Consider the following 24,459-nt stretch of genomic DNA (forward strand, 5'->3'; position numbering starts at 1 on the left):
CGCTCCTCCTCACCCGACCGATGGCGGTCACCCTAACGCTCGGCGGCGCCCGTGTCCGAGTCCCGGCGGAGTGACGGAAATCGGGTACTCATCCTCTCCCGGAGGTGTCAACGGGCGTAGCGTGGAGACGTTCCGGCACACCGAGCGGGAGATCTGGGAGGTGCGGGAAATGGAAGTTGTGCCCGCGCTCAGAGCGGTCGGAGAGATGCGCGCCGGAGACCATCTGCTGCTCGGCTACGACGCGGACGAGGAGCGCGAGACGGTGGTGGCCTCGTTTCTCCTCGACGGGCTCGCCAGTGGGCACCGGGGACTGGTCCTCGGGCCGGCCGATCTGCCGGCCGAGCTCGCGCTCACGTTCCTGGAGTCCCGCGGCTGCGCCGTCGACGACGAACTCGCCGCCGGCCGGCTGACGGTGGACCCGCACCTCGGCACGCCCGAGGGGCTGTGGGACCTCGACGAGGTGATCCGCCGTGAGACGCGCCGCGCGGTCGGGGACGGCTATCTCGGCCTGCGCGTCAGCATGGAGATCATGCGAGGTCAGGCGGGCAAAGGACTCAAGACGCTGCACGACAGCGAACTCCTCCTGGAACCCGTCTTCGCGTCGCTGCCGGTCCTCGGGATCTGCCAGTACGACCGCAGGGTCTTCGACGACGGCGAACTGGCCCCGCTCGACGGGCTGCACCACGGGAGGGTCGCCGCCGACCTGGTGTGGCGCGACGAACTGCTCTCCATCACGCGCACCTTCGCCCCGCCGGGCCTGGCGCTCCTCGGCGAGGTGGACGACACGAACGTGACGGCCCTGGCCCGCGCCCTGCAGGCCGAGACGGCCCGCGCCCGGGCCCGTACGGCCAACGGCACGAGCATCCGGCTCGACCTGCGGGAGCTGGCGTTCATCGACGTCGGCGCGCTGCGCCTGCTGGTCTTCTCGGCCCTGTCCCTGCACACGTCCGGCGGCACCCTGGTCCTGCACGGCGTCGCCCCGCACATCCAGCGGCTCATGCGTGTGACCGGCTGGGACAGGATCCCCGGTCTGCGCCTGGGCAAGGGCGAGGTGAGGGAGGGAGCGATTTCATGACGCGTCCGGGGTTCGTCCACCAGGCGCTGTGTTACGGATCGGACGAGGACTTCCTCGGCGGCGCGGCCCCCTTCGCCCTGGACGGCCTGCACGCAGGCGACACCGTCCTCGCGGTCCTCGCGCCCCGGAACATCGGCCTCCTCACCCGTGCGCTCGGCCGCCGTTCGTGCGAGGTGGAGTTCGTCCGCGCCGACGACTGGTACGGCTGCCCCTCCCGCACCCTGGGCCGCTACCACGCCTACTGCGCGGAGCGCGGCACGGACGGGGCGGGGCGCCCCTCCCGGGTCAGGATCATCGGGGAGCCCGTCTGGCAGGGGCGTACGGAATTGGAGACACGTGCGTGGATGCGCTACGAATCCCTGGTCAACGTGGCGTTCGCGGGCACCGGCCACCGGCTACTCTGCCCGTACGACACCCGGGTCCTGCCGGCCGCGGTGGTCCGTTCGGTGACCCGTACCCATCCCGAACTCGCCCTGGGGGCAGGCGGGACGACACCCAGCGACCGCTATGCGGACCCGGCCGACTTCTGCGCCGAGTGCGACGCGGCGGAGCCCGGCGAACTGCCCGCAGGACGTGACGACATCCCCTTCGGCCGCGACCGGTCGGCGCACGTACGGCACGCCCTGCGCAGCTACGCCCGTGCCCTCGGGGTGCCCGAGCAGCGGACGCACGACATGGTCGCCGCGGTGCACGAGGTGGTGGTCAACTCCGTGCGCCACGGCGGCGGCCGGGGTGTCCTGCGGCTGCGCAACGACCGTGAGTACGTGATCTGCGAGGTCTGCGACATCGGTGCGGTGAAACCGACGACCCCGGTGCCGCCCTTCCCCGGGCATCTGCCGCCGGACCGCCGGGCCGTGCGCGGCCACGGGATGTGGGTGGTGCGGCAGTTGAGCGATCTGCTCACGGAGACCTTCGATCCCGCGGGCTCGATCGTGCGCCTGTACTTCAAGAGAGCGGTGACCGTGTGACCGTCCCGCGACGGCGGTCGCGGGACGCGTACCTCAGGAGGCCGGGCCGGGCGGCAGGGTCGCGAGTCCGGCGCGCAGGAAGGCCATCGCCGTGTCGATGTCGGCCTCCTGGGGCCGGTAGCACACTTCGCTGACCACCGCGGCGGCGGCGGCCGACGCCATACGCGGGCCGAAGTCGTCGGGGGAGCTGCCCTGCTCCTCGGCGAGGATCTTCGCGCCGAACTTGATGACCTCCGTCAGCCGCGCCTCGGCCACTGCGCGCAACTGCGGGTTCAGCTCCAGCACGCGGTCGGTGAGGTCGGCCAAGCCCCTGGGGCCGGCGATCTCCTCGCGCAGCCAGCGCTCCAGCGCGTCCAGGATCGTCAGGCCCGGCTCCCGGTCGTGCACGGCGGTCCTGACCCGGTCGGTGACGGAGTCGAACTCCGACATCGCCAGTTCCAGCTTGGAGGGGAAGTACAGCGTCACCGTGCGCGGTGAGACCTCCGCCGCCGCCGCGATGTCGGCGATCGTCGTCGCCTCGAACCCGCGGTCGGCGAACAGCTCGTAGGCCGCGCGGACGATCGCCTCCCGGCGTCGCGCCTTGCTGCGTTCCCGTAGGCCGTCACTCATCATGACCCCCACTTTACCATCCATGGCTAATTTACATCGGACTGTAAAAATGCTTTAGGGTGTAGAGATGTCGCGGTCCGACCGGGGACCCGCGGGGAGTGGGAGGAAGTCGGCATGGCGTCACGCCTGTACACCTGGGGACGATGGGCGGTACGCCGCCGGGGCAGGGTCCTGGCCGTCTGGCTGCTGCTGCTCGGTGTGGTCGGAGGCCTCGGGATCACCCTGCACGGCAAGGTCAGCACCGAGTTCTCGGTGCCGGGGATCGAGTCCCAGCAGGCCCAGGACCTGCTGCAGGAGAAGTTCCCGACCGCCGCGGGCGGAGTGGCGCGGGTCGTGTTCGCCGCCCCCGAGGGCGACAGGCTCACCGGGTCCGAGGCGAAGGCGGCCCTCACCGGGAGCCTCAAGAAGGCCGCGGCGGTACCCGGCGTCCTGAACGTCTCCGATCCCGCCAGGACCGGCACGGTCTCGCAGGACAGCCGCATCGGCTACGCGGACGTCCTGTTCCGCGAGTCGGCCGACAACGTGCCCGAGACATCCAAGACCGCCCTGGACGACGCGATGGAGCAGGCCAGGGACGCCGGCCTCGACGTCGAGTTCGGCGGCTCGGCGATGCAGCCGAAGACCGAGGTCGGCGGTCCGGCGGAGATCGTGGGCGTCGTCATCGCCTTCGCCGTCCTGGCCCTCGCCCTGGGCTCACTGATCGCGGCCGGACTCCCGCTGCTGACCGCCGTCGTGGGAGTCGCGATCGGCGTGCTGGGCGTCCAGTTCGTCTCCCGCTTCGTGGAGATGACCAGCACCGCCACCGTGCTCGCCCTCATGATCGGCCTGGCGGTGGGCATCGACTACGCCCTGTTCATCCTCTCCCGCCACCGCGAACAGCTCGCCGACCCCGACATGGACGTCGAGGACTCCATCGCACGGGCCGTGGCCACCGCGGGCGGTGCGGTCGTCTTCGCCGGAGCGACCGTGATCATCGCGCTCGCCGCGCTGGCGGTCACCGGCATACCGTTCCTCACGATCATGGGCCTGGCCGCCGCCGTGACCGTCCTGCTCGCCGTGCTCATCGCCATCAGCCTGGTCCCCGCGGTGCTGGGGATGTTCGGCGAGCGCCCGCGCCCCCGCCGCTCCGAGCGCGCCCCCGGTTCCTGGGCCCTGGGCTGGGCCCGGCTGGTCACCGGCAAGCCCGTGATCGTTCTCCTGGTGGGTGTGGTCGGGCTGCTCGCGCTCGCCCTGCCCGCCCGCGATCTGCGCCTGGGCCTGCCCGGATACGCCTCCCAGCCCGTCGAGAGCACCCAGCACAAGAGTTATGACCTGCTGAGCGAGGGCTTCGGAGTCGGCTTCAACGCGACCGTCACCGCCGTCGTCGACACCAGTGGGATACCGGCCGCCGAGCGCACCGAGACGCTCACCCGGCTGCGTACGAGCCTGGCCGCCGACTCCGGAGTCGCCGCCGTCGCCAAGCCGGTGACCAACCCCGACTCCAGCCTCGCGGTCGTCGCCGTCGTGCCGAAGACCGGCCCGGACGCCCAGGCCACCACGGACCTGGTGCACCGGCTGCGGGAGAACGCGCCCGGCGTCGACAAGGCGGGCGGCACCCTCTACATCGCCGGCGCCACCGCCGCGGCCATCGACGTCGCGGGCAAACTGTCCGACGCCCTGCCGCTGTTCATCGCCATCATCGTGATCCTGGCGCTGATCCTGCTGACCATCGCCTTCCGGTCCCTGCTGGTCCCGGTCAAGGCCGCCCTCGGCTTCCTGCTGTCGGTCGCCGCGTCCCTCGGCGCCACCGTGTGGGTCTTCCAGAACGGTCACCTCAACGGCGTCCTCGACATCCCGTCCGCCGGACCCGTCACCAGCTTCCTCCCCGTCCTCCTCATCGGCGTCCTCTTCGGGCTGGCCATGGACTACGAGGTCTTCCTGGTCAGCCGGATGCGCGAGCACTACGAGCGCACGGGCAGCGCGTCCGAGGCCATCGTCCACGGAGTGGCGCGCAGCGGCCGGGTGGTGAGCGCCGCCGCGCTGATCATGGTCGCGGTCTTCGGCGGCTTCGTCTTCAACCACGACCCGATCATCAAGTCCATAGGCTTCGCGCTGTCCTTCGGTGTCCTCGTCGACGCGTTCGTGGTCCGGATGACCCTCGTCCCGGCCACCATGGCCCTCATCGGCCGCCGCGCCTGGGGACTGCCCGGCTGGCTCGACCGGATCACGCCCGACGTCGACATCGAGGGCGCCAAACTCCCGCAGCGCGCCCCGGCCGGACAGGAGGACGAACACCGCGAGGCGGTCGGCGCCCCCGGTTCCCGCTGACCGGGGACCCGCGCGCCCGCCGGCCGGCCGCTACGACCCGTGCGGCTCGGCCACCGCCGGCAACGTGAACTCGTAGACGAGGGCCTCCTGTTGGGCGTTCACCACCAGATCGGTGATCTCCAGGGGGCGGGCGTACTGGTCGTGCACCCGCCGCGTCACCCGCACCGAGGCCGCGTCCCCGGGCCCGGTGATGGAGTCGCGGTGGTGCAGGGTCAGCCCCGCCCGGCGCATCCAGTCGTACACACGCCGCAACTGCGCCGACGACCTGCCGTCGGCGCGGTCGCGGTAGCGGGCCAGTTCCTCGACCTCCGAGAGCGCGACCGCCGAGAACGACGTCACCGCTGTCCGCCGCCCGGGCCCGTCCGGCGCGGCGGACTCGTAGCGGTGCACCAGCGTCGGCCGCCACGGGGCCAGGCCCAGCGCCGCCGCGTGCTCCGGCGGGGGAGTCTCCCAGGCCACGGTGGCACGGTCGACGGCGCGGGACGGGGTCGTGTCGGCGCCGAGCGGAAAACCGAGCGACGGCAGGTGCCCGACCGGCAGGCCGGGCAGCTTCGCATGGGTGCCGCGCCGGTCGGTGGAGACCAGGCCGTCCCGGCGAAGCAGGTCCAGGGCCTGCCGGACCGTCTCCCGGCTGGCTCCGAAGTGCGCCGCCAACTGCCTCTCGCCCGGCAGTCGTTCGCCGGGCGGAACGGATCCGTCGCGCAGGGCCCCGAGCAACTCGGAGGCGATCCGCGAGTACAGCGGCTGAGGGTCATCGTGCGTGGTGCTGCGGGCCATGTCCGCGCTCCCCTTGTGACAGAGACGTAGCCGTGCGGGCTGTGGACCCGCGCCCCCGCAGCCCTGGTCATGAGGCTGGAAGGCGCGGTTCCTCGTACGCGACCATCTCTAGCATTGGTCTAAACCATGCTGGAAGTGCGTCCCCGCGGATCGGCCGGTTTCAACCCGTCCGCACCCGCCCTCAGAGCGCGCTGTAGAGGGCGTCGACGAGGGCCGTCTTCCGCGGGTCGTCGGCGATGTGCGGCCCCATCCGGTTCATGACGTACCCCAGCGAGACACCCGCCTCCGGGTCGGCCAGCCCGCAGGAACCCCCGAAGCCGTCGTGCCCGACAGCCCGGGGATTGGGGCCGTAGGAGTGGCGGGAGCCGCTGAGCCAGAGACCCAGGCCGATCTCCGTCTCGCCCTCCAGGCCCGCGCCGAGCACCAGGTCGCGGCAGACGCCCTGGCCCTCGCGGACCCGCTCGGCGGCCTCGGGGGACAGGACGCGGTGCGCCCCGTACGAGCCCCGGCCGGCGAAGATCCCGTACAGCGCGGCGACCGCACGGGCCGTGCCGTGTCCGTTGGCGGCGGGCAGTTCGGCGGCCCGCCACGCCGCCGTGTTGGCCTCGCGCGCGCCCGCCACCGGGTTCGTCAGCGCGGCCAGCGCCACCGGCGCCAACTGGCTGAAGATCGCCGCCTGTTCACCGGGCTCGGCGGTCGGGGGATGCACCAGTTCGGCCGCGCGCCCGGCGTCCTTCTCCGGCAGTCCGATGCCGAAGTCGATGCCGAGGGGGCCGGTCACCTCCCGCCGCAGGAACGCGCCCGGCAGCAACCCCGAGACGCGGCGCACCACTTCGCCCACCAGGAAGCCGTAGGTCAGCGCGTGATACCCCGACGCCGTCCCCGGCTCCCACCAGGGCTCCGTCGCCGCGAGCCGCTTCGTGGTCAGCTCCCAGTCGAGGAGCTGCTCCAGCGAGTGCGGCTCGCGCAGCCCGGCGAGCCCCGCCCGGTGGGACAGCAGATGCCGTACGAGCACCGACTCCTTGCCCGCCGCCGCGAACTCCGGCCAGTACGCGGCCACCGGGGCGTCCAGGTCGAGGAGCCCGCGGTCGGCCAGGATGTGCGCGCACAGCGCGGTCGGTCCTTTCGAGGTCGACCACACGTTGACGAGCGTGTCCCGCTCCCACGCACGGGTCCCGGCGGCGTCGGCCCAGCCGCCCCACAGATCCACGACGGTCTCACCGCCCACCGTGACGGCCACGGCCGCACCCAGCTCCCCGCGCTCGCGGAAGTTCCCCTCGAACGCGTCACGTACAGCCGCGAACCGCGTGGCGCAATGCCCCTGGACCTGAAACATGGCTCCCCCGTCATCAGCCGGAAGGCCGGGCCGACGAACACCCCGCCTCCCCGCAACATACCGACTGGTCGGACGGCATGGAAGCGTCCGGTCAGGGCGGGCCCCTGAGGAGCGCGGGGAACTGCGCGCCCAGCCACGACAGACCCGCACTCATAAGGTGCCCTGCCGCCCCACTCCCCAAGGGGCGCGGGGAACTGCGCGTCCAGCACCGGCGAACCCGCACTCACCAGGCGGCTTGCCACTCCACTCCCCGAGGGGCGCGGGGAACTGCGCGACCCCAGCCGCGGCGGACCCGCACTCACGCGTCACCCGACTACGAGCCACGTTCAGAAATACGCCGGCAGCCAAGCCAACTTGACCGCCTCCTGGTACGGCCCCCCACCCTCGTGGTCGTTGAAGTCGTACACCTCGATCCCCTTGTCCCCATGCCCCCACGCGTTGAACGCGGCGAACACCGTGGACGGCGGACACGTCTGATCCTCCAGCGCCGCGGAGAACAGCGCGGGAGCCCGCCCCCGCGCAGCGAAGTGCACCCCGTCGAAGTACGACAGTGTGCGCAGCACCGCCCCGGTCCGCCCGCGATGCGTCTTCAGGTAGTTGCCGATCTCCCGATACGGATCCCGATCCGTCAGCCTCGTCGCGCGCGGGTAGTCGCACAGGAACGGCACATCCGGCGCGACCGCCACAAGATCCGGCACCAGCCCGCCCACCGCGATCGAGATCCCGCCCCCCTGACTCGTCCCGACGACCGCCGTCCGCGACGCGTCGACCAGCGGATGCGAACGCGCGGCCTCCACGGCCCGCACCCCGTCGGTGAACACCCGCCGGTAGTAGTAGTTCTCGGGCGCGTCGATCCCCCGCGTCATGAACCCGGGATACGCGGGCACGCTGCCCACCGGGTCGGGGGTGTCACCGCCACCGCCCCACGCACCGCCCTGCCCCCGCGTGTCCATCACGAAGTGCGCGAACCCGGCCGAGGCCCACAGCAGGTGGGTGTGCGAGAGACCGCGGCCACCCCCGTACCCGATGAACTCCACGACCGCGGGCAGCGGAGCGTCCGCCCCGGCCGGGAGGACCAGCCAGCCCTTCACCGGGTGACCGCCGAACCCCGCGAACGTGACGTCGTACACCGTGACGTTCCGCAGATGCGTCTCGACCGGCTCGAAGCGGGCGTCCAGGTCGTGCTCGCGCGCCTCCTCCAGCGTCTTCTCCCAGAAGGCGTCGAAGTCCTCGGGCTCCACGGACGCGCTGCGATAGTCCCGCAGCTGATCGAGAGGGAGGTCGAACAAGGCCATGGAGGACCGCCTTTGCTACGGGTATACGGGTAAGGGTGCGGATGATCCACACGGTACGGGTGGTGTCCGAAGGCCGCCAGGCCATGTCCAGGGACCGGCCGACGGCCCTGGCCGCGCTGCACGAGGTGGCGTTCGCCGGCGTGCCGAGCGTCCCGGTCGAGGCCCGGCTACGCCACGGACCCGGTACGAGTGGCCCAACTCCGCCATGCCACCGCGGCGTTCACCGGTTACGGTGAGAGTCCGGGGGATGACGTCTCGTCGGCCTCCGATGTGGAGGGGCGCATGAGCGGGGGCGGAAGCGGGACCGGTGGGGGCGGCCACGGTGAGGTCGACCGAGGAGAAGGCGGCCGTGGAGATGGCGGCCGTGGAGACGGTGGCCGTGGCGCGCGTGAGCGGGTGCCGAAGCTGCGGCTCGACGAACTGCTCGACGAGCTCCAGGGGCGTATCGAAACCGTCCGTGGCACCCGGGACCGGCTCCAGGGACTCCTGGAGGCCGTCCTGTCCGTGGGCCGGGAACTGGACCTCGCCCAGGTGCTGCGCCGGATCGTCGAGTCCGCGATCGTACTGGTCGACGCGGAGTACGGGGCCCTCGGCGTCATCGGACAGCAGCGACAGCTCGACCAGTTCGTGCCGGTGGGCATCACCGACGAGGAATGGGCGCTGATCGGCGAACTGCCGTCCGGACACGGTCTGCTGGGCGAACTCATCCGGCACCCCGAGCCGCTGCGGCTCGCCGAACTCTCCGGCCACCCGGCGTCCTCCGGCTTTCCGCCCCACCACCCGCCGATGCACACCTTTCTCGGCGTACCGATCAGCGTCCGGGAAACGGTCTTCGGCAATCTCTACCTCACCGAGAAGCGCGGCGGCGGCGAGTTCGACCCGGAGGACGAGGCCGTCCTGTCGACGCTGGCCGTGGCGGCCGGCGTGGCCATCGAGAACGCCCGCCTCTACGAACAGGTCCGACTGCGCGAGCGCTGGCTGGCGGCCGGCGCGGAGATCACCAGCGAACTCCTCTCGAACGTGCCCCAGGAACAGGTCCTCGAAGTGATGCTGGCACGCGCCCGGGAGATCACCGCGGCCGACCTCGGCGTCGTCGACCTGGTCGTGGAGGGCACCGGCGACCTGCGCGGAGCGCTGGCGCGCGGCCAGCAGGCCGAGGCCCATCTGGGCCTGCTGCTGCCACGGGAAGGGACTTTCGCGGGCGCCGCGCTGACGGCGGGCACCATCGTCACCACGACGGACGTGCGCAAGGACGCGCGGATCACCTACGGGCCCGACCGCTGGGACGGACTCGGCCCCGCCGTGGCCGTGCCCCTGGGCACGGACGACGGGCTGCGCGGCGTCCTGATGCTGGCCCGGGGCGCGGGCCGCCCGCCGTTCAACGAGCGGGAGACCCTGTCGCTGCGCAACTTCGCGGGGCAGGCCGCGCTCGCCATGGAACTGGCGGACCGGCGACGCGACGCCGAGCAGATGAGCCTGCTGGAGGACCGTGACCGTATCGCCCGTGACCTGCACGATCTCGCCATCCAGCGGCTGTTCGCGACGGGCATGACCCTGCAGAGCGCGCAGCGCTTCGTCCAGCATCCGCAGGCCGCCGAGCGGCTCGGCCGGGCCGTCGACGACCTCGACACCACCATCAAGATCATCAGGTCCACCATCTTCGGCCTGCGCGCCCACGAGACCGCCGCCGTGGGACTGCGTGTCCGGGTCGTGCGCGCCCTGGAGGAGGCGTCGGCGGTCCTGGGCTTCACACCGTCCCTGCGGATGGAGGGGCTGCTCGACGTCGACGTTCCCGGTGATGTCGCCGAGGACGCCGTGGCCGTGGTGGGCGAGGCCCTCACCAACATCGCCCGGCACGCGAAGGCCACCGCGGTGGACGTCGCCCTCGTCGTACGCGACGGCCACCTCACGCTCACCGTCACCGACGACGGCACGGGCATGCAGACAGGCGCGAAGGCCGCCGAAGCGGCCTGCGCAACCTCGCGGAACGGGCCCGACGCCGGGGCGGCGAACTGCTGCTGACGAGCAGTCAGGCGCGTAATGAAAGCGGTGACGACAGTGGCGAGGGCGGCGAAGGCGGCTACCGGGGTGTCAGCGCCGGAAGCGCGGGCAGCGGCGGGAGCGCAGGCAGCACCGGCACCGGCACCGGTACGAGGCTGACGTGGTCGGTGCCGCTCGGAACCCACTGAGCACCCGTGACGACTGACGCCGCGAGCGGCCGGCGCCATGCGGTGGCCCGGTGCTCCGACCTCACCGTTCGCCGGTCCGGCGAGGCGGAGGCAGCCGCGCCGCGAGCACCGCCGCCTGGATGCGCCGTTCCACGCCGAGCTTGGCCAGCAGCCGGGAGATGCCGTTCTTGACGGTCTTCTCGGAGAGATAGAGCCGCTGGCCGATCTGCCGGTTGGTGAGCCCCTCACCGATGAGGACGAGGAACTCGCGCTCGCGCTCGGACAGGCCCGCCGGCTGCGTGTCGTCGGGCGGCGCGGCGTCGCCCGCCGGGGCCCGCAGGGTGTTCATGAGCCGGCCGGTGGTCGCCGGATCGAGCATCGACTGCCCCGCACCGACCGTGCGGACCGCCGAGATCAGGTCGGAGCCCTTGATCTGTTTGAGGACGTAACCGGCCGCCCCCGCCATGATCGCGTCCAGCAGCGCGTCGTCGTCATCGAAGGACGTCAGCATCAGACAGGCCAACTCGGGCATGCGGGAACGAAGTTCGCGGCAGACGCTGATGCCGTCGCTGTCGGGGAGCCGTACGTCCAGGATCGCCACGTCGGGCCGCAGCGCCGGTCCGCGGACCAGCGCCTGTGCGCCGGTCGCGGCCTCCCCGACGACCTCCAGGTCGGGCTCGGCGTCCAGCAGATCGTGCAGCCCCCGGCGCACGACCTCGTGGTCGTCGAGAAGGAAGATGCGGACCGGTGCGCTGCCGGGCACGTTCTGACGTTCGGCCATGACCACGACTCCCTGGGGGCTGGGCTGTCCCGACCGAGCGTCGCGCACCGGGCGGACGCCCGACAGGGCCGAACGGTCCCCTTCGGGGGTTCAGCGGGGAGCACCGCCGCCGTAGGGGGCGTACAGGTCGAGCAGTCGTGTGCGGGCGGCGTGCAGGCGCCGGGCGAGCACCCGGCCGACCCACTGTCCGACCGCCGTGCCGAGGGCGGGGTCGGACTGGCACATCAGTCGTACGGTCGACGCGTCCAGCTCGTACGCCTCGACCGGTGACACCGCCTCCGCGCCCAGCTGCCACACATAGGGCGGGAACAGCCAGGACCAGCCGATGAGTTCACCGAAACCGAGGGTGTCGATGACGGGGGAGCGGCCGCCGGGAACGCGCAGGTCGAGGGCTACGGTTCCGGTGCGCACGATCCAGAAGTGGTCGGCCCGCCCTCCTTCCTCGAAGATGCGCGTGCCCGTCGGGAACGACACCTCCCGTGCGAGCCGCATCAGACGATGCGTCTGCTCGGCGGGCAGGGCCTCGGACAGTCGGGGAGTGGAGGTTGCGAGCATGCGGGTCCCCTTTCTGGAGTGCCGCGAACATCGCGTCGGGACACCTCCAGGGTCCCTGGATCCGCCCGCCGGGGACAGGGACCAACAGGTCCCGGCAGGGGCCAACAGGTCCCGCTCCGGGGCTGGTGGGCCCGATCGTCATGGACGGACCGGCCGCCTTCTCGTCGCCGTCCGGGCCCTCGGAGCAGTCCGGGCCGGCTGAGACCTCCGGCGGGCGTTCCCGTCCTCAGGCCTGGTGTCGCGTCCGCCCTCAGGTCCGGTGCCGCGTCCACTCGGGCCCCGTACGGGCCCACTCCCGTTCCCATTCGGCCAGCCGACGGCGTGCGGCGACCCGGCGTATCAGGGCGTGCAGGGCCAGTACGCCGGCCACGGCCACCCCCGCGGCACAGGCGCCCACCGCCAGCGCGTGCTGCCACACCACCGTGCCGCTCGTCGGCGCCGGGACGATCCGGTCCTCGCGGTCCAGCCAGATGTACGTGCGGTCGCCGGCCTCGGCTCCGGCGGGCACCCGGGTCACACCCGTACGCGCCCGCTCGCCCGGCTCGGTCCAGCGGACGTTCACCCGCTCGACCGGCCGCCGGTCGCCCTCACCACGGGGCGCGGAGGCGTGCGATCCCCCGACGATCTCCGCGAGGACCCGGTGGCGTTCGGCCCGCTGCTCCGCCGCCGTGGACCGCGCCCCGTCGTACGCCCACCAGCCCGCCGCCAGCCCGGCCAGTGGCGCCCCGGTCCACAGCACGACGGAGACGACCAGCGCGGTCCACGCCTCCACCACGTCCGTACGACGGCACAGCGGGTTGTGCCGCCAACGCCGCCCGATCACCCGCGCCCGCTTCTCGCTCGCCCGCTGTTCCCGCGTCCGCATGTCCGCCTCCTCAGCACCCGCGACCGTGCCGCGCCGCCCGAGCCACCGCCGTACATCGTGCGTCTGCCCCGTGTAGGCCGAACGGACCCTCCCAGGGGCCGGTTCGCCACTCCCGCCCGGTCGGTGGCCGGTGCGAGTGTCACGAGGGCGCCCGCAGCGGGGCCGGCCGCCGCACGACAGCCACCGCCCTGAGACCGCCCTGAGACCGTCCGGAGACCGTCCGGAGTGAGCGCCACCGCACACGAACGGCCGAAGAACCCGCCCTTCCACGACTGATCGGCGCCTCGTGTGGAACCCGTGTCCCACCCCCTCGGAACCAGCGCAACGCACGCACCGCACAGAACGCACGCACCGCACGGAACGCCCGCAACGTCCGGAACCCTCACAACGCCCGAGACCCTCGGAACAGGAGTCCCTTCCCATGGCCAAGGACCGCATGGCGGCGCTCGACGCGCACTGGCGTGCCGCGAACTACCTGGCCGTCGGTCAGATCTACCTGCTCGCCAACCCGCTCCTCACCGAGCCGCTGAAACCCGAGCACATCAAGCCGCGGCTGCTCGGACACTGGGGCACCTCACCCGGCCTCAACCTGGTGCACACCCATCTCAACCGTGTCGTCGCCGAGCGGGACCTCGACGCGATCTGTGTGTGGGGCCCCGGCCACGGCGGCCCCGCGGTCCTCGCGAACTCCTGGCTGGAGGGCAGCTACACCCAGACGTACCCGGACATCACGCGGGACGCCGCCGGCATGGAGCGCCTCTTCCGGCAGTTCTCCTTTCCCGGCGGAGTCCCCAGCCATGTCGCCCCCGAGACCCCGGGCTCCCTCCACGAGGGAGGCGAACTGGGCTACTCGCTCGCCCACGCGTACGGGGCGGCCTTCGACAACCCCGACCTGCTGGTCACCTGTGTGATCGGGGACGGCGAGGCCGAGACCGGACCCCTCGCGGGCTCCTGGCACTCCAACAAGTTCCTCGACCCGGTGCACGACGGCGCCGTCCTGCCCGTCCTGCACCTCAACGGCTACAAGATCGCCAACCCCACGGTGCTCGCCCGGCTGCCGCGCGCCGAACTCGACGAACTCCTGCGGGGCTACGGCCACGACCCCATCCATGTGTCCGGCGACGACCCCCGCCGCGTACACCGCGAACTCGCGAAGGCGATGGACCAGGCGCTGGACCGCATCGCCCGGATCCAGCAGGAGGCCCGTGGCCACGGGACGGCCCGGAGCGGCAAGGGACAGGGCGGCAAGGGACAGGGCGGCGGGAGCCGCGGCGGCACGGGCAGGAGCGCGGGGAACGAGCGTCCCCGCTGGCCCGTGATCGTCCTGCGGACCCCGAAGGGCTGGACCGGCCCGGCCGAGGTCGACGGCGAGCCGGTCGAGGGCACCTGGCGCTCCCACCAGGTCCCGCTCTCCGGCGTCCGCGAGAACCCCGAGCACCTGCGGCAGCTGGAGGCCTGGCTGCGTTCGTACCGCCCCGAGGAACTCTTCGACGCCGAGGGCCGGCCCACCAGCCTCGTCCTCGACTGCGTTCCCGAGGGCACCCGCCGCCTCGGCGCCAACCCGCACACCAACGGCGGTCTGCTGCTGAGTTCGCTGCCCATGCCCGACCTGGACGACTTCGCCGTCCCCGTGGACAAGCCAGGCGCGAGCACCCACGAGCCCACCCGGGTCCTCGGCGGCATGCTCGCCCGTGTCATGGCCGACACGGCCGAGCGGCGGAACTTCCGGGTGGTGGGCCCCGACGAGACCGAGTCCAACCGCCTGGGCGCGCTGTACGAGGCGACCGGCAAGGCCTGGCAGGCGGAAGTCCTCGACACCGACGAACACCTCGCCCGCGACGGCCGCGTACTGGAGGTGCTCTCCGAACACCTCTGCCAGGGCTGGCTGGAGGGCTATCTCCTCACCGGACGGCACGGTCTGTTCTCGTCGTACGAGGCGTTCGTGCACATCGTCGACTCCATGGTCAACCAGCACATCAAGTGGCTCAAGACATCACGGGAACTGCCGTGGCGGGCGCCGCTCGCCTCCCTCAACTACCTGCTGACCTCGCACGTCTGGCGCCAGGACCACAACGGCTTCTCGCACCAGGACCCGGGCTTCGTCGACCACGTCCTCAACAAGAGTCCGGAGGTCGTACGGGTCTATCTGCCGCCGGACGCCAACACCTTGCTGTGCGTGGCGGACCAGACCCTGCGCAGCCGCGACAAGGTCAACGTCATCGTCGCCGGTAAGCAGCCCTGCTTCGACTGGCTGTCCATGGAGCAGGCCCGCGCCCACTGCGCGCGGGGCGCGGGCATCTGGGAGTGGGCCGGCACCGAGAACGGAGAACGCGAACCGGACGTCGTACTGGCCTGTGCCGGAGACGTGCCCACCCAGGAAGTGCTCGCCGCCGCCGGGCTGTTGCGCACCCATCTGCCCGACCTGGCCGTCCGCGTCGTGAACGTCGTCGACATGGCCCGGCTGATGCCGACGAGCGAACACCCGGACGGAATGGCGGACTCCGAGTACGACGCCCTGTTCACCGCGGACAAACCCGTGATCTTCGCCTACCACGGCTATCCCTGGCTGATCCACCGGCTGGCCTACCGGCGCACCGGCCACGCCAACCTCCATGTGCGCGGCTACCGGGAGTCGGGCACCACCACGACCCCCTTCGACATGGTCGTCCGCAACGGCCTCGACCGGTACCGCCTTGTCATGGACGTCATCGACCGCGTCCCGGGCCTCGCCGTGCGCGCCGCCCCCGTACGGCAGCGGATGGCCGACATGCACACCCGCCACGAGGCATGGATCCGCGAGCACGGCACCGACCTGCCCGAGGTCGCCGAGTGGACCTGGTCCGGCTGACGACGAGAGGACCGCGACCGAAGCGACCGAAGACCGAAGACCGAAGACCGAAGACCGAGGCCCCAGGACCGAGAGGCAGGTGTGATGAACCGGGAGGGGCGCGCACCATGAGGAAGGACATCCGAACCGTCACCGTGGGCGTCGACGGCTCCCGCGCCGGTCTCGACGCCGCCGACTGGGCGGCCCGCGAGGCCGAGCGCCGCCGGCTCACCCTGCGGCTGCTGCACGCGGGTGGCGAACCCACCGCGTCCGGGCCCCTCTTCGGGTCCGAGCCCCTTTCCGGGCCCGGCCGCGGACGTGCGCCCGCGTCCGGGGCCGGACCCGCATCCGAGCCCGCATCCGAGCCCGTCCGCATCCGAGTCCGCGTCCGGCTCCGTACCCCGCCCCCGGGTACGCAGCCGGCCGGTCCCCGGGCAGCCGGCGGTCCCGCCCCGCGACCTCCAGCGGGGCATCCTGGACCGGGCCGCCGTACAACTCTCCTATGCGCACCCCACGTTGGAGATAGCCGCCCGCCGGACCGACACACCGGCCCTTCCCGCGCTGCTCGAAGCCGCCACGGAGTCCGAGACGGTCGTCCTCGGCTCACGCGGCTTCAGCGGGTACACCGGATTCCTGGTCGGCCCGGTCGCGCTCGGCGTGGCCGCGGGCGCCGCGTGCCCCGTGGTGCTCGTCCGCGCGGGCGAACTCCCGCAGGACGAGCGCGTACCAGTAGACGCGGGCGACGACACCACGGCGCCGGCCCGGACCCCGTACCGGCCGGTGGTCCTCGGACTCGACCCCTCCGACCCGGCCGACGAACTCATCGGCTACGCCTTCGACGCGGCGGGCGTCCGGGCCGCGCCCCTGCACGTCGTGCACACCTGGACACTGCCGCCGCTGCCGCCGCTGCGCGACCGTGCCACCGGCGTGGGGGCTCCCGGCGACACGGCCGCCCAGCAGGACGCCAGGGAACGCTCGCTGGCGGCGGTCCTGGAACCGTGGCGGCACAAGTTCCCGGAGACCGAGGTGTCGGAGGAGGTCGTGTACGGACACGCCGGTCACCATCTCCTGAAGGCGTCGACGAGAGCGGGGCTGCTCGTGGTCGGCCGTTCCACGGCGGACAAGCGCCTGGGCCGGGCGGCGCACTCCCTGCTCCACCACTCCACATGCCCGGTCGCCGTCGTCCCGCACGACTGACGGCCCCCGGGCCGAGCCCCGCCTCCGGGACGGTCAGCCGAAGGGGGCGATCAGTCGAGGGGGGCGGTCAGCCGAAGCGTTCGATGCGGATACGGTCCACCGGCTGGCCCGCGGCCACCAGCAGCCGTGAGGCATGCTCGGCGAACCCGTTCGAGCCGCACACATAGGCTTCCCACCCACCCTCGGGCGGGTCGGCCAGGAGTCGCGCCACATGTGCGGCCGCCACACGTCCTACGGCCACACCCTCCGGGGCGCTGCGTGTGAACACCGTGGTGGTCTCGGCGCCGTACTCCGACGCGTAGATCAGCTCCTCGGGACCGCGGGCCGACACGAGCAGCCGCAGGGGGACCGTCAGGTTCCGCGCACGGTGGTGGCGGATCATCGACATCAGCGGTACGACACCGGAGCCCGCGCCGATCAACAGGGCGGGCCGGTCTCCGGGCCAGGCGAAGAACCCGCTGAGCGGTCCGCGCAGCTCGACCTCGTCGCCGGGCTTCGCCACCGTGTGGAACCAGCCGGACACCTCCCCGCCGTCGACGTGGTCGAGGGTCAGTTCGACGTGCCCCTCGTCGTCGGGGGGCGAGGCGATCGAGTAGTGCCGCTGAGCGACGTAACCGTCCTCCGCCCGCAGGCGGAGCATCAGATGCTGGCCGGGCAGATGCCCCGCCCACGCGGGTACGGCGAACCGGAAGGTCGCCGCGTGCGGGGTCTCCCGGCGGATCTCGGTGAGGGTGGCGCGCTGCCAGGTGCCCGCGGCACGGTTGCTGACGGCGATCCGGCCGGGCACGGCGAACCGTGTCGCGGGCGCCGGGCCCGCGGGGGCGTCACTCATGGGTGTCCTGGTGTCCGGGGAGTCATGTGTGTCATGGCAGTCATGGCAGTCATGGGTGTCATGGAGGTCTCAGTCACCGGAGTAGCGCTGTTCTTCCCAGGGATCGCCGCGGTGGTGGTAGCCGTTCTGCTCCCAGAAACCCGGCTCGTCGTGGTCGAGGAGCCGGATGCCGGCGATCCACTTGGCGCTCTTCCAGAAGTACAGGTGCGGCACGATCAGCCGTGCCGGACCGCCGTGCTCGGCGGGCAGCGGCTCGTCCCCGTACTCCCAGACGATCCAGGCCCGTCCGCCGGTCAGATCGGCGAGCGGCAGGTTCGTGGTGTAACCGGTGTGCGAGTAGGCGACCGCGTGGGTGGCCTCGGCGGCCGGGCGGGCGAGATCGAGGAACGCGTCGAGCGACACCCCCGCGAACCGCACCCCGAACTTCGACCAGCTCGTCACACAGTGGATGTCGCCCTCGTAGGCGGACGGCGGCAGCGCGTGCGCCTCGTCCCAGGTCCAGGTGCGCTCCTCGGCGACCAGTCCGTCGACGGTGAACGTCCACTCCGAGGCCGCCAGCTCCGGCGTGACCTCCGCGGACAGGACGGGCCAGTCGTCGCGGGCGTCGTACTGGCCGGGCGGCAGTCCGTCGTTGCGGACACGCGGACGCCCGGCGAAGCCTCGGGTGACGTTCATACGAGTGGTGCCTCCAGGCCGACCGGACGGCGGCCCTTGATCGTTGCGTACGCCCTCCACGGTACCGGGCCCGCCGGGGCCGGCCGACCGGGGATCATTGCCGCCGTATGAACACTCGCCGGGTCCGGACGGTTCCGGGAATAGCCGCACCCGCGATCTTCCTTGCCGATAGTGCCCGGCCGACGGCCCGGCCGATGGAGGTGAGCCGATGGCGGCCGCATCGGCGGGGCGCGGATCGGCGGAGCCCTCATCGGCGTGAAGGAGAGTGACGGAGCAGATGCCCAAGGCGTACGTCTTCACCCAGTACGGCGGTCCGGAGACCGAGGCCCTCGTCGAGCAGGACAGGCCGGCCCCCGGGCCCGGCCAGTTGCTGGTCGCCGTCCGGGCGGCGGGCGTCAACCCCGTCGACTGGAAGCAGCGCACCGGCTACCAGCGGCCCGGCCAGCAGCGGCGTGAGCTGCCCGCCGTCCTCGGCAACGAGGCCGCCGGTGTCGTCGAGGAGATCGGCGAGGGGGTGACGGGATTCGCGGTCGGCGACGAGGTCTTCGGCAACCCCGTCGCGGGCGGCTACGCCCAGTACGCGCTGTTCCCCGTGGCCGTGACCGCGCACAAGCCCGCCGGTGTCTCCTTCACCGACGCGGCCACCCTGCCCGTCGCGGCGGCCACCGCCTACGACGGAGTACGCCAGCTGGCCCTGACGGCGGGCGCGACCCTGCTGGTCACGGGCGCGGGCGGCGGGGTGGGCGTCGCGGTCGTCCAGATCGCCCGCGCCGACGGACTGAACGTCATCGGCGTGGCGAGCGCCGGCAAGAAGGACCTGGTCGAGTCGCTCGGCGCCGCGCACGTACCGTCGGGACCGCACTACGCCGAGGGCGTCCGGGCCCTGGCGCCCGACGGGGTGGACGCCGTGTACGACCTGGTCGGCGGCGAGGTCCTGGAGACCGCGGCCGAACTGGTGAAGGACCGCGCCAAGCTGATCACCGCGGGCGGCAAGGACATCGTGGAGGGCCTCGGCGGCGCACCCGTCGTACGGGCCCGTACCGCCGCGGTGCTCGACGAGGTGGTACGGCTCGTCGTCCAAGGCAGGCTCGACCCTCTGGTGACCCGGACCTTCCCCCTCGAAGAGGCCGCCGAGGCGCTGCGTACCGTCGAAGAGGGCCACGCCCGCGGCAAGGTCGTGATCGAGGTCGCGGAATGAGCGCCACGCCCCACGCCCACGTCCTGGACAACCCCGCGCGGGCCTCGCTGACCGGTCCGCACGCCCACTTCGCCGAACGCCGGGGCCGGGTGCTGCGCTACCCCGCCGACGTGTCGCCCTGGCTGGCGCTGCCCGACGACCCCGACGCCGACGACTGGGCCGACGTCGCGGCGCTCGCCGGACCGGGCAAGGAGATCGCGCTGCCCGGCTTCGGGGGCGAGATCCCGGCGGGCTGGGAGATCACGTTCCGCGGGGAGGGCGTGCAGTTCGTCGACGACGGTCTGGCCGCCGCGCCGGACCCTGAGGCCGTACGGTTGGGCCCCGCCGACGTACCGGAGATGCTGGACCTCGTGGAGCGGACCAGACCGGGCCCGTTCCTGCCGCGCACGGTCGAACTCGGCACCTACCTCGGGATACGCCGGGGCGGGGCCCTGGTCGCCATGGCGGGGGAGCGGCTGCACCCGCCCGGCTGGACGGAGATCAGCGCGGTGTGCACCGACGCCACCGTCCGAGGCCAGGGCCTGGCGACCCGCCTCACACTGGCGGTCGCGCACGGCATACGGGCCCGCGGTGAGACCCCGTTCCTGCACACCGGCGCGGACAACACCACGGCCGTCCGCCTCTACGAGTCACTCGGCTTCCGGCTGCGGCGCAGGACGAGATTCCTGGCGGCGCGGGTACCGGAGCGGCCGGGGCGACTGGAGGACGGGCGGGTGGTGGCGGTCGGCTGAGGGGGCCGCTCGCTGAGGCGCCGCTCAGTCAATTGGGGGTGAGGCGTCCGGGTGCGCGGTCACGCCCGGCCCGGGGCCTGGGCCTGGATCTGGCGTTGGCATTGGGCCTGGGCCTGGGCCTGGGCCTGGGCCGGCCGAGTTGTACCGCAGCAGATAGCCCGCGAACCGTCGCAGATCCTCCTCGGGCCAGCCCGCGAGCCGCTCGCGGAAGGCCACCCGGCGGCTCGCGGTCACCTGGGCGAGGATCTCCGTCCCGGCCGGAGTGAGGTGGAGTACCTGGACGCGCTGGTCCCGCTGATCGGCCAGCCGCTCGATCAGTCCGGCGCCTTCCAGGGCCGACACCTGGCGGCTCACCGTGGACTTGTCGAGGGCGTAGTGCGCGGCGAGATCGGTGGCGCGGCAGCCGCCGCTCTCCTCCAGATGCCCGAGCAGCGTGTACGAGACCAGGGACAGCTCCGGGTGCAGGCGGCCGGCCGAGGCCCGGGCGCGACGGGCGAGGGCCGTCATCTCGCGGTGGATCGTCTCGATGGCCACGTCGGCGGCGGTCGCGGGTGGGCTCGCGGGTGCGGGCGTGGGTGCGTTCACGGGGCTGTCCCTTCCAGATGGTTGCACGCTACAACCATTGCTGGTGCGGGGCAATCGCTGGGCTTCCGTAAGGGGGCGTGGGGAGTTCGGGGTGGGGACAGTGCCGTGCCCGGGGGCCCCGACCGTGTAATGTTGCCGACCGGCTGAGGGCTGCCCCAGCCGTATCGGACCAAGGAGGTGAGCCCCATTACCGCTGTGTCAGCTCGGGTGCTCCCGCCTTGTGGCCTCGTCGGCATCAGGTGACCTAGGCCCTGTCGGCCCGGAGAGCGCCCTTCGGCTTCCCGAAAGGCTTCTCGGCTTCCATGCCACCTTCTTACGTCCATGTCGTCACCGCGCTCCGCTCCGCGGGCTGTGTCTTCGCGGAGGACGAGGCGCGGCTCATCCTCACCACCGCCCGCACCCCGGCCGAACTCACCGCCATGGTGGACCGTCGGGCCGCGGGTCAGCCCCTTGAACACGTCCTGGGGTGGGCGGAGTTCAGCGGTCTGCGGATCGCCGTGGAACCGGGCGTCTTCGTACCGCGCCGACGCACCGAGTTCCTGGTACGCCAGGCTCTCGCTCTCGCCTCCGAGGCGCCGGTCGTGGTGGACCTGTGCTGCGGTTCGGGAGCGGTGGGGGCCGCGCTCGTGGCGTCGCTGCCCGGCGCCGAACTGCATGCCGCCGACATCGATCCCGTCGCCGTGCGGTGCGCCCGCCGCAACGTCGGCGAACGCGGGCGGGTCTACGAGGGCGACCTCTTCGGACCGTTGCCGCGCGGACTGCGCGGGCGGGTCGGGGTGCTGGCCGCCAACGTGCCGTACGTGCCCACCGGGGAGGTGGGGCTCCTGCCGCCGGAGGCCCGCGACCACGAACCGCTTGTCGCGCTCGACGGGGGTGGGGACGGGCTCGACGTGCTGCGGCGCGTCGTCGCGGAGGCGCCGGGGTGGCTCGCGCCCGGGGGGAGTCTGCTCGTCGAGACGAGCGAGCGGCAGGTGGGCGTGGCGGCCGAGATCTTCGCCGCGGCGGGCCTGATACCGCGCGTGAAGGTCTCGGAGGACCTACACGCAAACGTCCTGATCGGCCACCGCAACGCCCCACACCCCGACCGCGCCTGAACACACGCTTGCGAGTGCGGGCCCGTCGTGGCTGGGCTGCGCAGTTCCCCGCGCCCCTGAGGGGGTGGGACGGGCCGCGGTTCTGTGGGTGCGGGTCCGCTGTGGCTGGGCTGCGCCGTTCCCCGCGCCCCTAAAAGACGACGCCCACGCACTCAAGGAGCGCGAGGAACGGCGGGGGCAACCACGACGCTCCCGCACGTTAAATCAGCCCCAGCCTCAACCCCCTAAGGGGCGCGGGGAACGCCGCGGCCCACCACGACGGACCCGCACCGCAAATCACGCCCCAGCCCTCACTCACCAAGGGGCGCGGGGAACGGCGCGGGCAACCACGACGGACCCGCACCGCAAATCACGCCCCAGCCCCCACCCCCCAAGGGGCGCGGGGAACTGCGCACCCAGCCGCAGCGGACCCGCACCCGGAAATGAAGCCCGCCCCGGAGGGCCCCGCGACGTTCGTCACACTGGGCCCCTCCCTTTATGCAACTAGTTGCAAAACCGCCCGGACGTCGTCTACAACCATGGGGACGACGCCACGCACGGAGGGGCCCCATGACCCGTTACCCACACCTGCTGAACCCGCTGGACCTGGGCTTCACCACTCTGCCGAACCGCGTACTCATGGGTTCCATGCACATAGGCCTCGAAGAGGCAGAACACGGCTTCGAGCGCATGGCGGAGTTCTACGCGACGCGCGCCCGCGGCGGCGTAGGCCTCATCGTCACCGGCGGCATCGCCCCCAACGACGCCGGACGCCCCTACGACGGCGGCGCCAAACTCACCACCGACGCGGAAGCCGAACAGCACGCCGCGATCACCGCCGCGGTCCACCGCGAAGGCGGGAGGATCGCGATGCAGATCCTGCACTTCGGGCGGTACGCCTACCACCAGGACCTGGTCGCCCCGAGCGCACTCCAGGCCCCCATCAGCCCGTACCCGCCCCGCGCCCTGACGGACGACGAGGTCGAGCAGACCATCGACGACTACGCCAGGACCGCCCGCCTGGCCAGGAGCGCGGGCTACGACGGCGTCGAGATCATGGGCTCCGAGGGCTACCTCATCAACGAGTTCATCGCCACTCAGACCAACGAGCGCGACGACCGCTGGGGCGGCTCCTACGAGAACCGCACCCGGTTCCCCCTGGAAATCGTCCGCCGGGTACGCGAGGCCGTCGGCGAGGACTTCATCATCATCTACCGCCTCTCGATGCTGGACCTGGTCCCGGGCGGCTCCTCCCTCGACGAGGTGATCACCCTCGCCCAGGCCGTCGAGGCCGCCGGGGCGACCATCATCAACACCGGCATCGGCTGGCACGAGGCCCGCATCCCCACCATCGCGACCTCGGTGCCGCGAGGCGCGTACGCCTGGGTCACCAAGAAGGTCATGGGCGCCGTATCGATCCCGCTCGTGACGACGAACCGCATCAACACCCCGGAACTGGCGGAGCAGTTGCTCGCCGAGGGCCACGCGGACATGGTGTCGATGGCCCGCCCGATGCTCGCCGACCCCGACTTCGTGAGCAAGGCGAAGGCCGGCCGCCCCGAGGCCATCAACACCTGCATCGGCTGCAACCAGGCCTGCCTCGACCACACCTTCAGCGGCAAGATCACCTCCTGCCTGGTGAACCCGAGGGCCTGCCACGAGACGGAACTGGTCCTCACCCCGACCCGTACCCGTAAGCGCGTCGCCGTCGTCGGCGCGGGCCCCGCCGGACTCGCCTGCGCGGTCGGCGCCGCCGAACGCGGCCACGACGTCACCCTCTACGACGCCGCGCCCGAGATCGGCGGCCAGCTCAACGTGGCCCGCAAGGTCCCCGGCAAGCAGGAGTTCGACGAGACGATCCGCTACTTCCGCACCCAGCTCGAACTGCGCGGCGTGGGCGTCCGGTTGAACACCCCGGTCGGTGACGGGGACCTCGACCCGTACGACGAAGTCGTCGTCGCCACGGGCGTCGGCCCGCGCACCCCCGAGATCCCCGGCGTGGACCACCCGAGCGTCGTCGGCTACCTCGACGTGCTGCGCGACGGCGCCCCCGTCGGCGACCGGGTCGCGATCCTCGGCGCGGGCGGCATCGGCTTCGACGTCGCCGAGTACCTGACCGACAGCGGCGACAAGGCGAGCGAGGACCCGGCGACGTACTTCCGGCACTGGGGTGTCGACATGGACTACGAGGCCCCCGGCGGCCTCGGCGCCCCCGAGCGGCCGGCCCCGCCGCGCACCGTCCACCTCCTGCAGCGCAAGGCGTCCAAGGTCGGCGCCGGGCTCGGCAAGACCACCGGCTGGATCCACCGCGCCGAGCTCAAGCACCGCGGAGTCACCATGGTCCCCGGGGTCCGGTACGACCGTATCGACGACGCCGGACTGCATGTCACCGTCGACGGCGAGAGCTCCGTCCTGCCGGTCGACACCATCGTCCTCTGCACGGGCCAGGAACCCCGCCGCGACCTGTACGAGTCACTGCGCGCCGCGGGCCGCAGCGTGCACCTCATCGGCGGCGCCGACGTGGCGGCCGAACTGGACGCCAAGCGGGCCATCAAGCAGGGCACCGAGCTGGCGGCGGCGCTGTAGGCCGCCGGACCCGGCCCGG

The 24,459-nt window shown here is 72.4% G+C and carries 19 protein-coding genes and 2 pseudogenes; 11 read left to right on the forward strand and 10 right to left on the reverse strand.

The window, feature by feature from the left end:
- Positions 1-169: 169 nt before the first annotated feature.
- Together IE278_RS37785 and IE278_RS37790 are read left to right on the forward strand one after the other, a co-directional pair.
- Positions 170-1,075 (forward strand): MEDS domain-containing protein, encoded by a 906-nt coding sequence (locus IE278_RS37785; RefSeq protein ID WP_189779536.1) that lies wholly within the window; start codon positions 170-172, stop codon positions 1,073-1,075.
- Positions 1,072-2,043 (forward strand): anti-sigma factor RsbA family regulatory protein, encoded by a 972-nt coding sequence (locus IE278_RS37790; RefSeq protein ID WP_189779537.1) that lies wholly within the window; start codon positions 1,072-1,074, stop codon positions 2,041-2,043. The genes IE278_RS37785 and IE278_RS37790 overlap by 4 nt, the downstream gene beginning before the upstream one ends.
- A gap of 33 nt (positions 2,044-2,076) precedes the next feature.
- Here the strand turns inward: IE278_RS37790 and IE278_RS37795 are convergent, their stop codons facing one another.
- A complete protein-coding gene (locus IE278_RS37795; RefSeq protein WP_246571346.1) occupies positions 2,077-2,655 on the reverse strand; it encodes a TetR/AcrR family transcriptional regulator in 579 nt (192 codons plus the stop codon).
- A 111-nt stretch (positions 2,656-2,766) separates the two neighbouring features.
- Here IE278_RS37795 and IE278_RS37800 point away from each other — a divergent pair, with 111 nt between their 5' ends.
- Positions 2,767-4,959 carry an MMPL family transporter gene (locus IE278_RS37800; protein WP_189779539.1) on the forward strand — a complete coding sequence of 731 codons (2,193 nt, stop codon included), beginning with the start codon at positions 2,767-2,769 and terminating at the stop codon, positions 4,957-4,959.
- A gap of 30 nt (positions 4,960-4,989) precedes the next feature.
- Here IE278_RS37800 and IE278_RS37805 read toward each other — a convergent pair whose 3' ends face one another.
- From IE278_RS37805 to IE278_RS37815, 3 genes are all read right to left on the reverse strand, one after another.
- Entirely contained in the window at positions 4,990-5,736 is a 747-nt protein-coding gene (locus IE278_RS37805; RefSeq protein ID WP_189779540.1) for a GntR family transcriptional regulator, read from the reverse strand.
- Between the two features lie 181 nt (positions 5,737-5,917).
- Positions 5,918-7,072 carry a serine hydrolase domain-containing protein gene (locus tag IE278_RS37810; protein WP_189779541.1) on the reverse strand — a complete coding sequence of 385 codons (1,155 nt, stop codon included), beginning with the start codon at positions 7,070-7,072 and terminating at the stop codon, positions 5,918-5,920.
- A 326-nt stretch (positions 7,073-7,398) separates the two neighbouring features.
- The gene (locus tag IE278_RS37815; protein ID WP_189779542.1) at positions 7,399-8,367 is read right to left on the reverse strand and encodes an acetylxylan esterase; all 969 of its coding nucleotides are present in this window, start codon (positions 8,365-8,367) and stop codon (positions 7,399-7,401) included.
- Positions 8,368-8,763: 396 nt separating this feature from the next.
- Between IE278_RS37815 and IE278_RS37820 the strand changes: the two are divergent.
- Positions 8,764-10,556 (forward strand): annotated as a pseudogene (locus tag IE278_RS37820) (sensor histidine kinase).
- A gap of 61 nt (positions 10,557-10,617) precedes the next feature.
- Here IE278_RS37820 and IE278_RS37825 read toward each other — a convergent pair.
- From IE278_RS37825 to IE278_RS37835, 3 genes are all read right to left on the reverse strand, one after another.
- The gene (locus tag IE278_RS37825) at positions 10,618-11,316 is read right to left on the reverse strand and encodes a response regulator (RefSeq protein ID WP_189779543.1); all 699 of its coding nucleotides are present in this window, start codon (positions 11,314-11,316) and stop codon (positions 10,618-10,620) included.
- 90 nt (positions 11,317-11,406) lie between these two features.
- Positions 11,407-11,871 carry a Crp/Fnr family transcriptional regulator gene (locus IE278_RS37830; protein WP_189779544.1) on the reverse strand — a complete coding sequence of 155 codons (465 nt, stop codon included), beginning with the start codon at positions 11,869-11,871 and terminating at the stop codon, positions 11,407-11,409.
- Between the two features lie 250 nt (positions 11,872-12,121).
- Positions 12,122-12,736, reverse strand: coding sequence for an Rv1733c family protein (locus IE278_RS37835; protein WP_189779545.1), 615 nt, complete (start codon positions 12,734-12,736; stop codon positions 12,122-12,124).
- Positions 12,737-13,157: 421 nt separating this feature from the next.
- Here IE278_RS37835 and IE278_RS37840 point away from each other — a divergent pair, with 421 nt between their 5' ends.
- The 3 genes and pseudogenes from IE278_RS37840 to IE278_RS37845 all read left to right on the forward strand — a co-directional run bounded on the left by IE278_RS37840 (position 13,158) and on the right by IE278_RS37845 (position 16,760).
- Entirely contained in the window at positions 13,158-15,584 is a 2,427-nt protein-coding gene (locus IE278_RS37840; protein ID WP_189779546.1) for a phosphoketolase family protein, read from the forward strand.
- A 107-nt stretch (positions 15,585-15,691) separates the two neighbouring features.
- Positions 15,692-15,766, forward strand: a pseudogene (locus tag IE278_RS43320) (hypothetical protein); the annotation flags it as partial.
- Between the two features lie 115 nt (positions 15,767-15,881).
- Entirely contained in the window at positions 15,882-16,760 is an 879-nt protein-coding gene (locus IE278_RS37845; RefSeq protein WP_189779547.1) for a universal stress protein, read from the forward strand.
- A gap of 67 nt (positions 16,761-16,827) precedes the next feature.
- Here the strand turns inward: IE278_RS37845 and IE278_RS37850 are convergent, their stop codons facing one another.
- The gene (locus tag IE278_RS37850) at positions 16,828-17,592 is read right to left on the reverse strand and encodes a ferredoxin reductase (protein WP_189779548.1); all 765 of its coding nucleotides are present in this window, start codon (positions 17,590-17,592) and stop codon (positions 16,828-16,830) included.
- 69 nt (positions 17,593-17,661) lie between these two features.
- Positions 17,662-18,267, reverse strand: a complete 606-nt coding sequence (locus IE278_RS37855) for a sulfite oxidase-like oxidoreductase (RefSeq protein ID WP_189779549.1) — start codon at positions 18,265-18,267, stop codon at positions 17,662-17,664.
- 277 nt (positions 18,268-18,544) lie between these two features.
- Here IE278_RS37855 and IE278_RS37860 point away from each other — a divergent pair, with 277 nt between their 5' ends.
- On the forward strand, positions 18,545-19,465 hold the full coding sequence (locus tag IE278_RS37860; protein ID WP_189779559.1) for an NADP-dependent oxidoreductase: 921 nt from the start codon (positions 18,545-18,547) through the stop codon (positions 19,463-19,465).
- Complete coding sequence (locus IE278_RS37865) at positions 19,462-20,196, forward strand: GNAT family N-acetyltransferase (RefSeq protein WP_189779550.1); 735 nt, start codon at positions 19,462-19,464, stop codon at positions 20,194-20,196. The genes IE278_RS37860 and IE278_RS37865 overlap by 4 nt, the downstream gene beginning before the upstream one ends.
- 24 nt (positions 20,197-20,220) lie before the next feature.
- Here the strand turns inward: IE278_RS37865 and IE278_RS37870 are convergent, their stop codons facing one another.
- Positions 20,221-20,703: a MarR family winged helix-turn-helix transcriptional regulator gene (locus tag IE278_RS37870; protein WP_189779560.1), complete on the reverse strand. Its 483-nt coding sequence runs from the start codon at positions 20,701-20,703 to the stop codon at positions 20,221-20,223.
- Positions 20,704-21,083: 380 nt separating this feature from the next.
- On the opposite strand from IE278_RS37870, the gene IE278_RS37875 reads away from it, so the two are divergent.
- Complete coding sequence (locus IE278_RS37875) at positions 21,084-21,875, forward strand: putative protein N(5)-glutamine methyltransferase (protein WP_189779551.1); 792 nt, start codon at positions 21,084-21,086, stop codon at positions 21,873-21,875.
- Between the two features lie 549 nt (positions 21,876-22,424).
- Positions 22,425-24,440, forward strand: coding sequence for an NADPH-dependent 2,4-dienoyl-CoA reductase (locus tag IE278_RS37880; protein ID WP_189779552.1), 2,016 nt, complete (start codon positions 22,425-22,427; stop codon positions 24,438-24,440).
- Positions 24,441-24,459: the final 19 nt, after the last annotated feature.

It is taken from the genome of Streptomyces tauricus (genome assembly GCF_014650955.1).
Taxonomy (GTDB): Bacteria; Actinomycetota; Actinomycetes; order Streptomycetales; family Streptomycetaceae; genus Streptomyces; species Streptomyces tauricus.

Bases quoted from the DNA above. Each gene is read 5' to 3' on its own strand.
- IE278_RS37795 (WP_246571346.1), bottom strand. From the start codon at position 2,655: ATGATGAGTGACGGCCTACGGGAACGCAGCAAGGCGCGACGCCGGGAG.
- IE278_RS37815 (WP_189779542.1), bottom strand. From the start codon at position 8,367: ATGGCCTTGTTCGACCTCCCTCTCGATCAGCTGCGGGACTATCGCAGC.
- IE278_RS37810 (WP_189779541.1), bottom strand. From the start codon at position 7,072: ATGTTTCAGGTCCAGGGGCATTGCGCCACGCGGTTCGCGGCTGTACGT.
- IE278_RS37865 (WP_189779550.1), top strand. From the start codon at position 19,462: ATGAGCGCCACGCCCCACGCCCACGTCCTGGACAACCCCGCGCGGGCC.
- IE278_RS37790 (WP_189779537.1), top strand. From the start codon at position 1,072: ATGACGCGTCCGGGGTTCGTCCACCAGGCGCTGTGTTACGGATCGGAC.
- IE278_RS37805 (WP_189779540.1), bottom strand. From the start codon at position 5,736: ATGGCCCGCAGCACCACGCACGATGACCCTCAGCCGCTGTACTCGCGG.
- IE278_RS37825 (WP_189779543.1), bottom strand. From the start codon at position 11,316: ATGGCCGAACGTCAGAACGTGCCCGGCAGCGCACCGGTCCGCATCTTC.
- IE278_RS37800 (WP_189779539.1), top strand. From the start codon at position 2,767: ATGGCGTCACGCCTGTACACCTGGGGACGATGGGCGGTACGCCGCCGG.
- IE278_RS37785 (WP_189779536.1), top strand. From the start codon at position 170: ATGGAAGTTGTGCCCGCGCTCAGAGCGGTCGGAGAGATGCGCGCCGGA.
- IE278_RS37840 (WP_189779546.1), top strand. From the start codon at position 13,158: ATGGCCAAGGACCGCATGGCGGCGCTCGACGCGCACTGGCGTGCCGCG.
- IE278_RS37870 (WP_189779560.1), bottom strand. From the start codon at position 20,703: ATGACGGCCCTCGCCCGTCGCGCCCGGGCCTCGGCCGGCCGCCTGCAC.
- IE278_RS37875 (WP_189779551.1), top strand. From the start codon at position 21,084: ATGCCACCTTCTTACGTCCATGTCGTCACCGCGCTCCGCTCCGCGGGC.
- IE278_RS37835 (WP_189779545.1), bottom strand. From the start codon at position 12,736: ATGCGGACGCGGGAACAGCGGGCGAGCGAGAAGCGGGCGCGGGTGATC.
- IE278_RS37880 (WP_189779552.1), top strand. From the start codon at position 22,425: ATGACCCGTTACCCACACCTGCTGAACCCGCTGGACCTGGGCTTCACC.
- IE278_RS37830 (WP_189779544.1), bottom strand. From the start codon at position 11,871: ATGCTCGCAACCTCCACTCCCCGACTGTCCGAGGCCCTGCCCGCCGAG.
- IE278_RS37860 (WP_189779559.1), top strand. From the start codon at position 18,545: ATGCCCAAGGCGTACGTCTTCACCCAGTACGGCGGTCCGGAGACCGAG.
- IE278_RS37850 (WP_189779548.1), bottom strand. From the start codon at position 17,592: ATGAGTGACGCCCCCGCGGGCCCGGCGCCCGCGACACGGTTCGCCGTG.
- IE278_RS37855 (WP_189779549.1), bottom strand. From the start codon at position 18,267: ATGAACGTCACCCGAGGCTTCGCCGGGCGTCCGCGTGTCCGCAACGAC.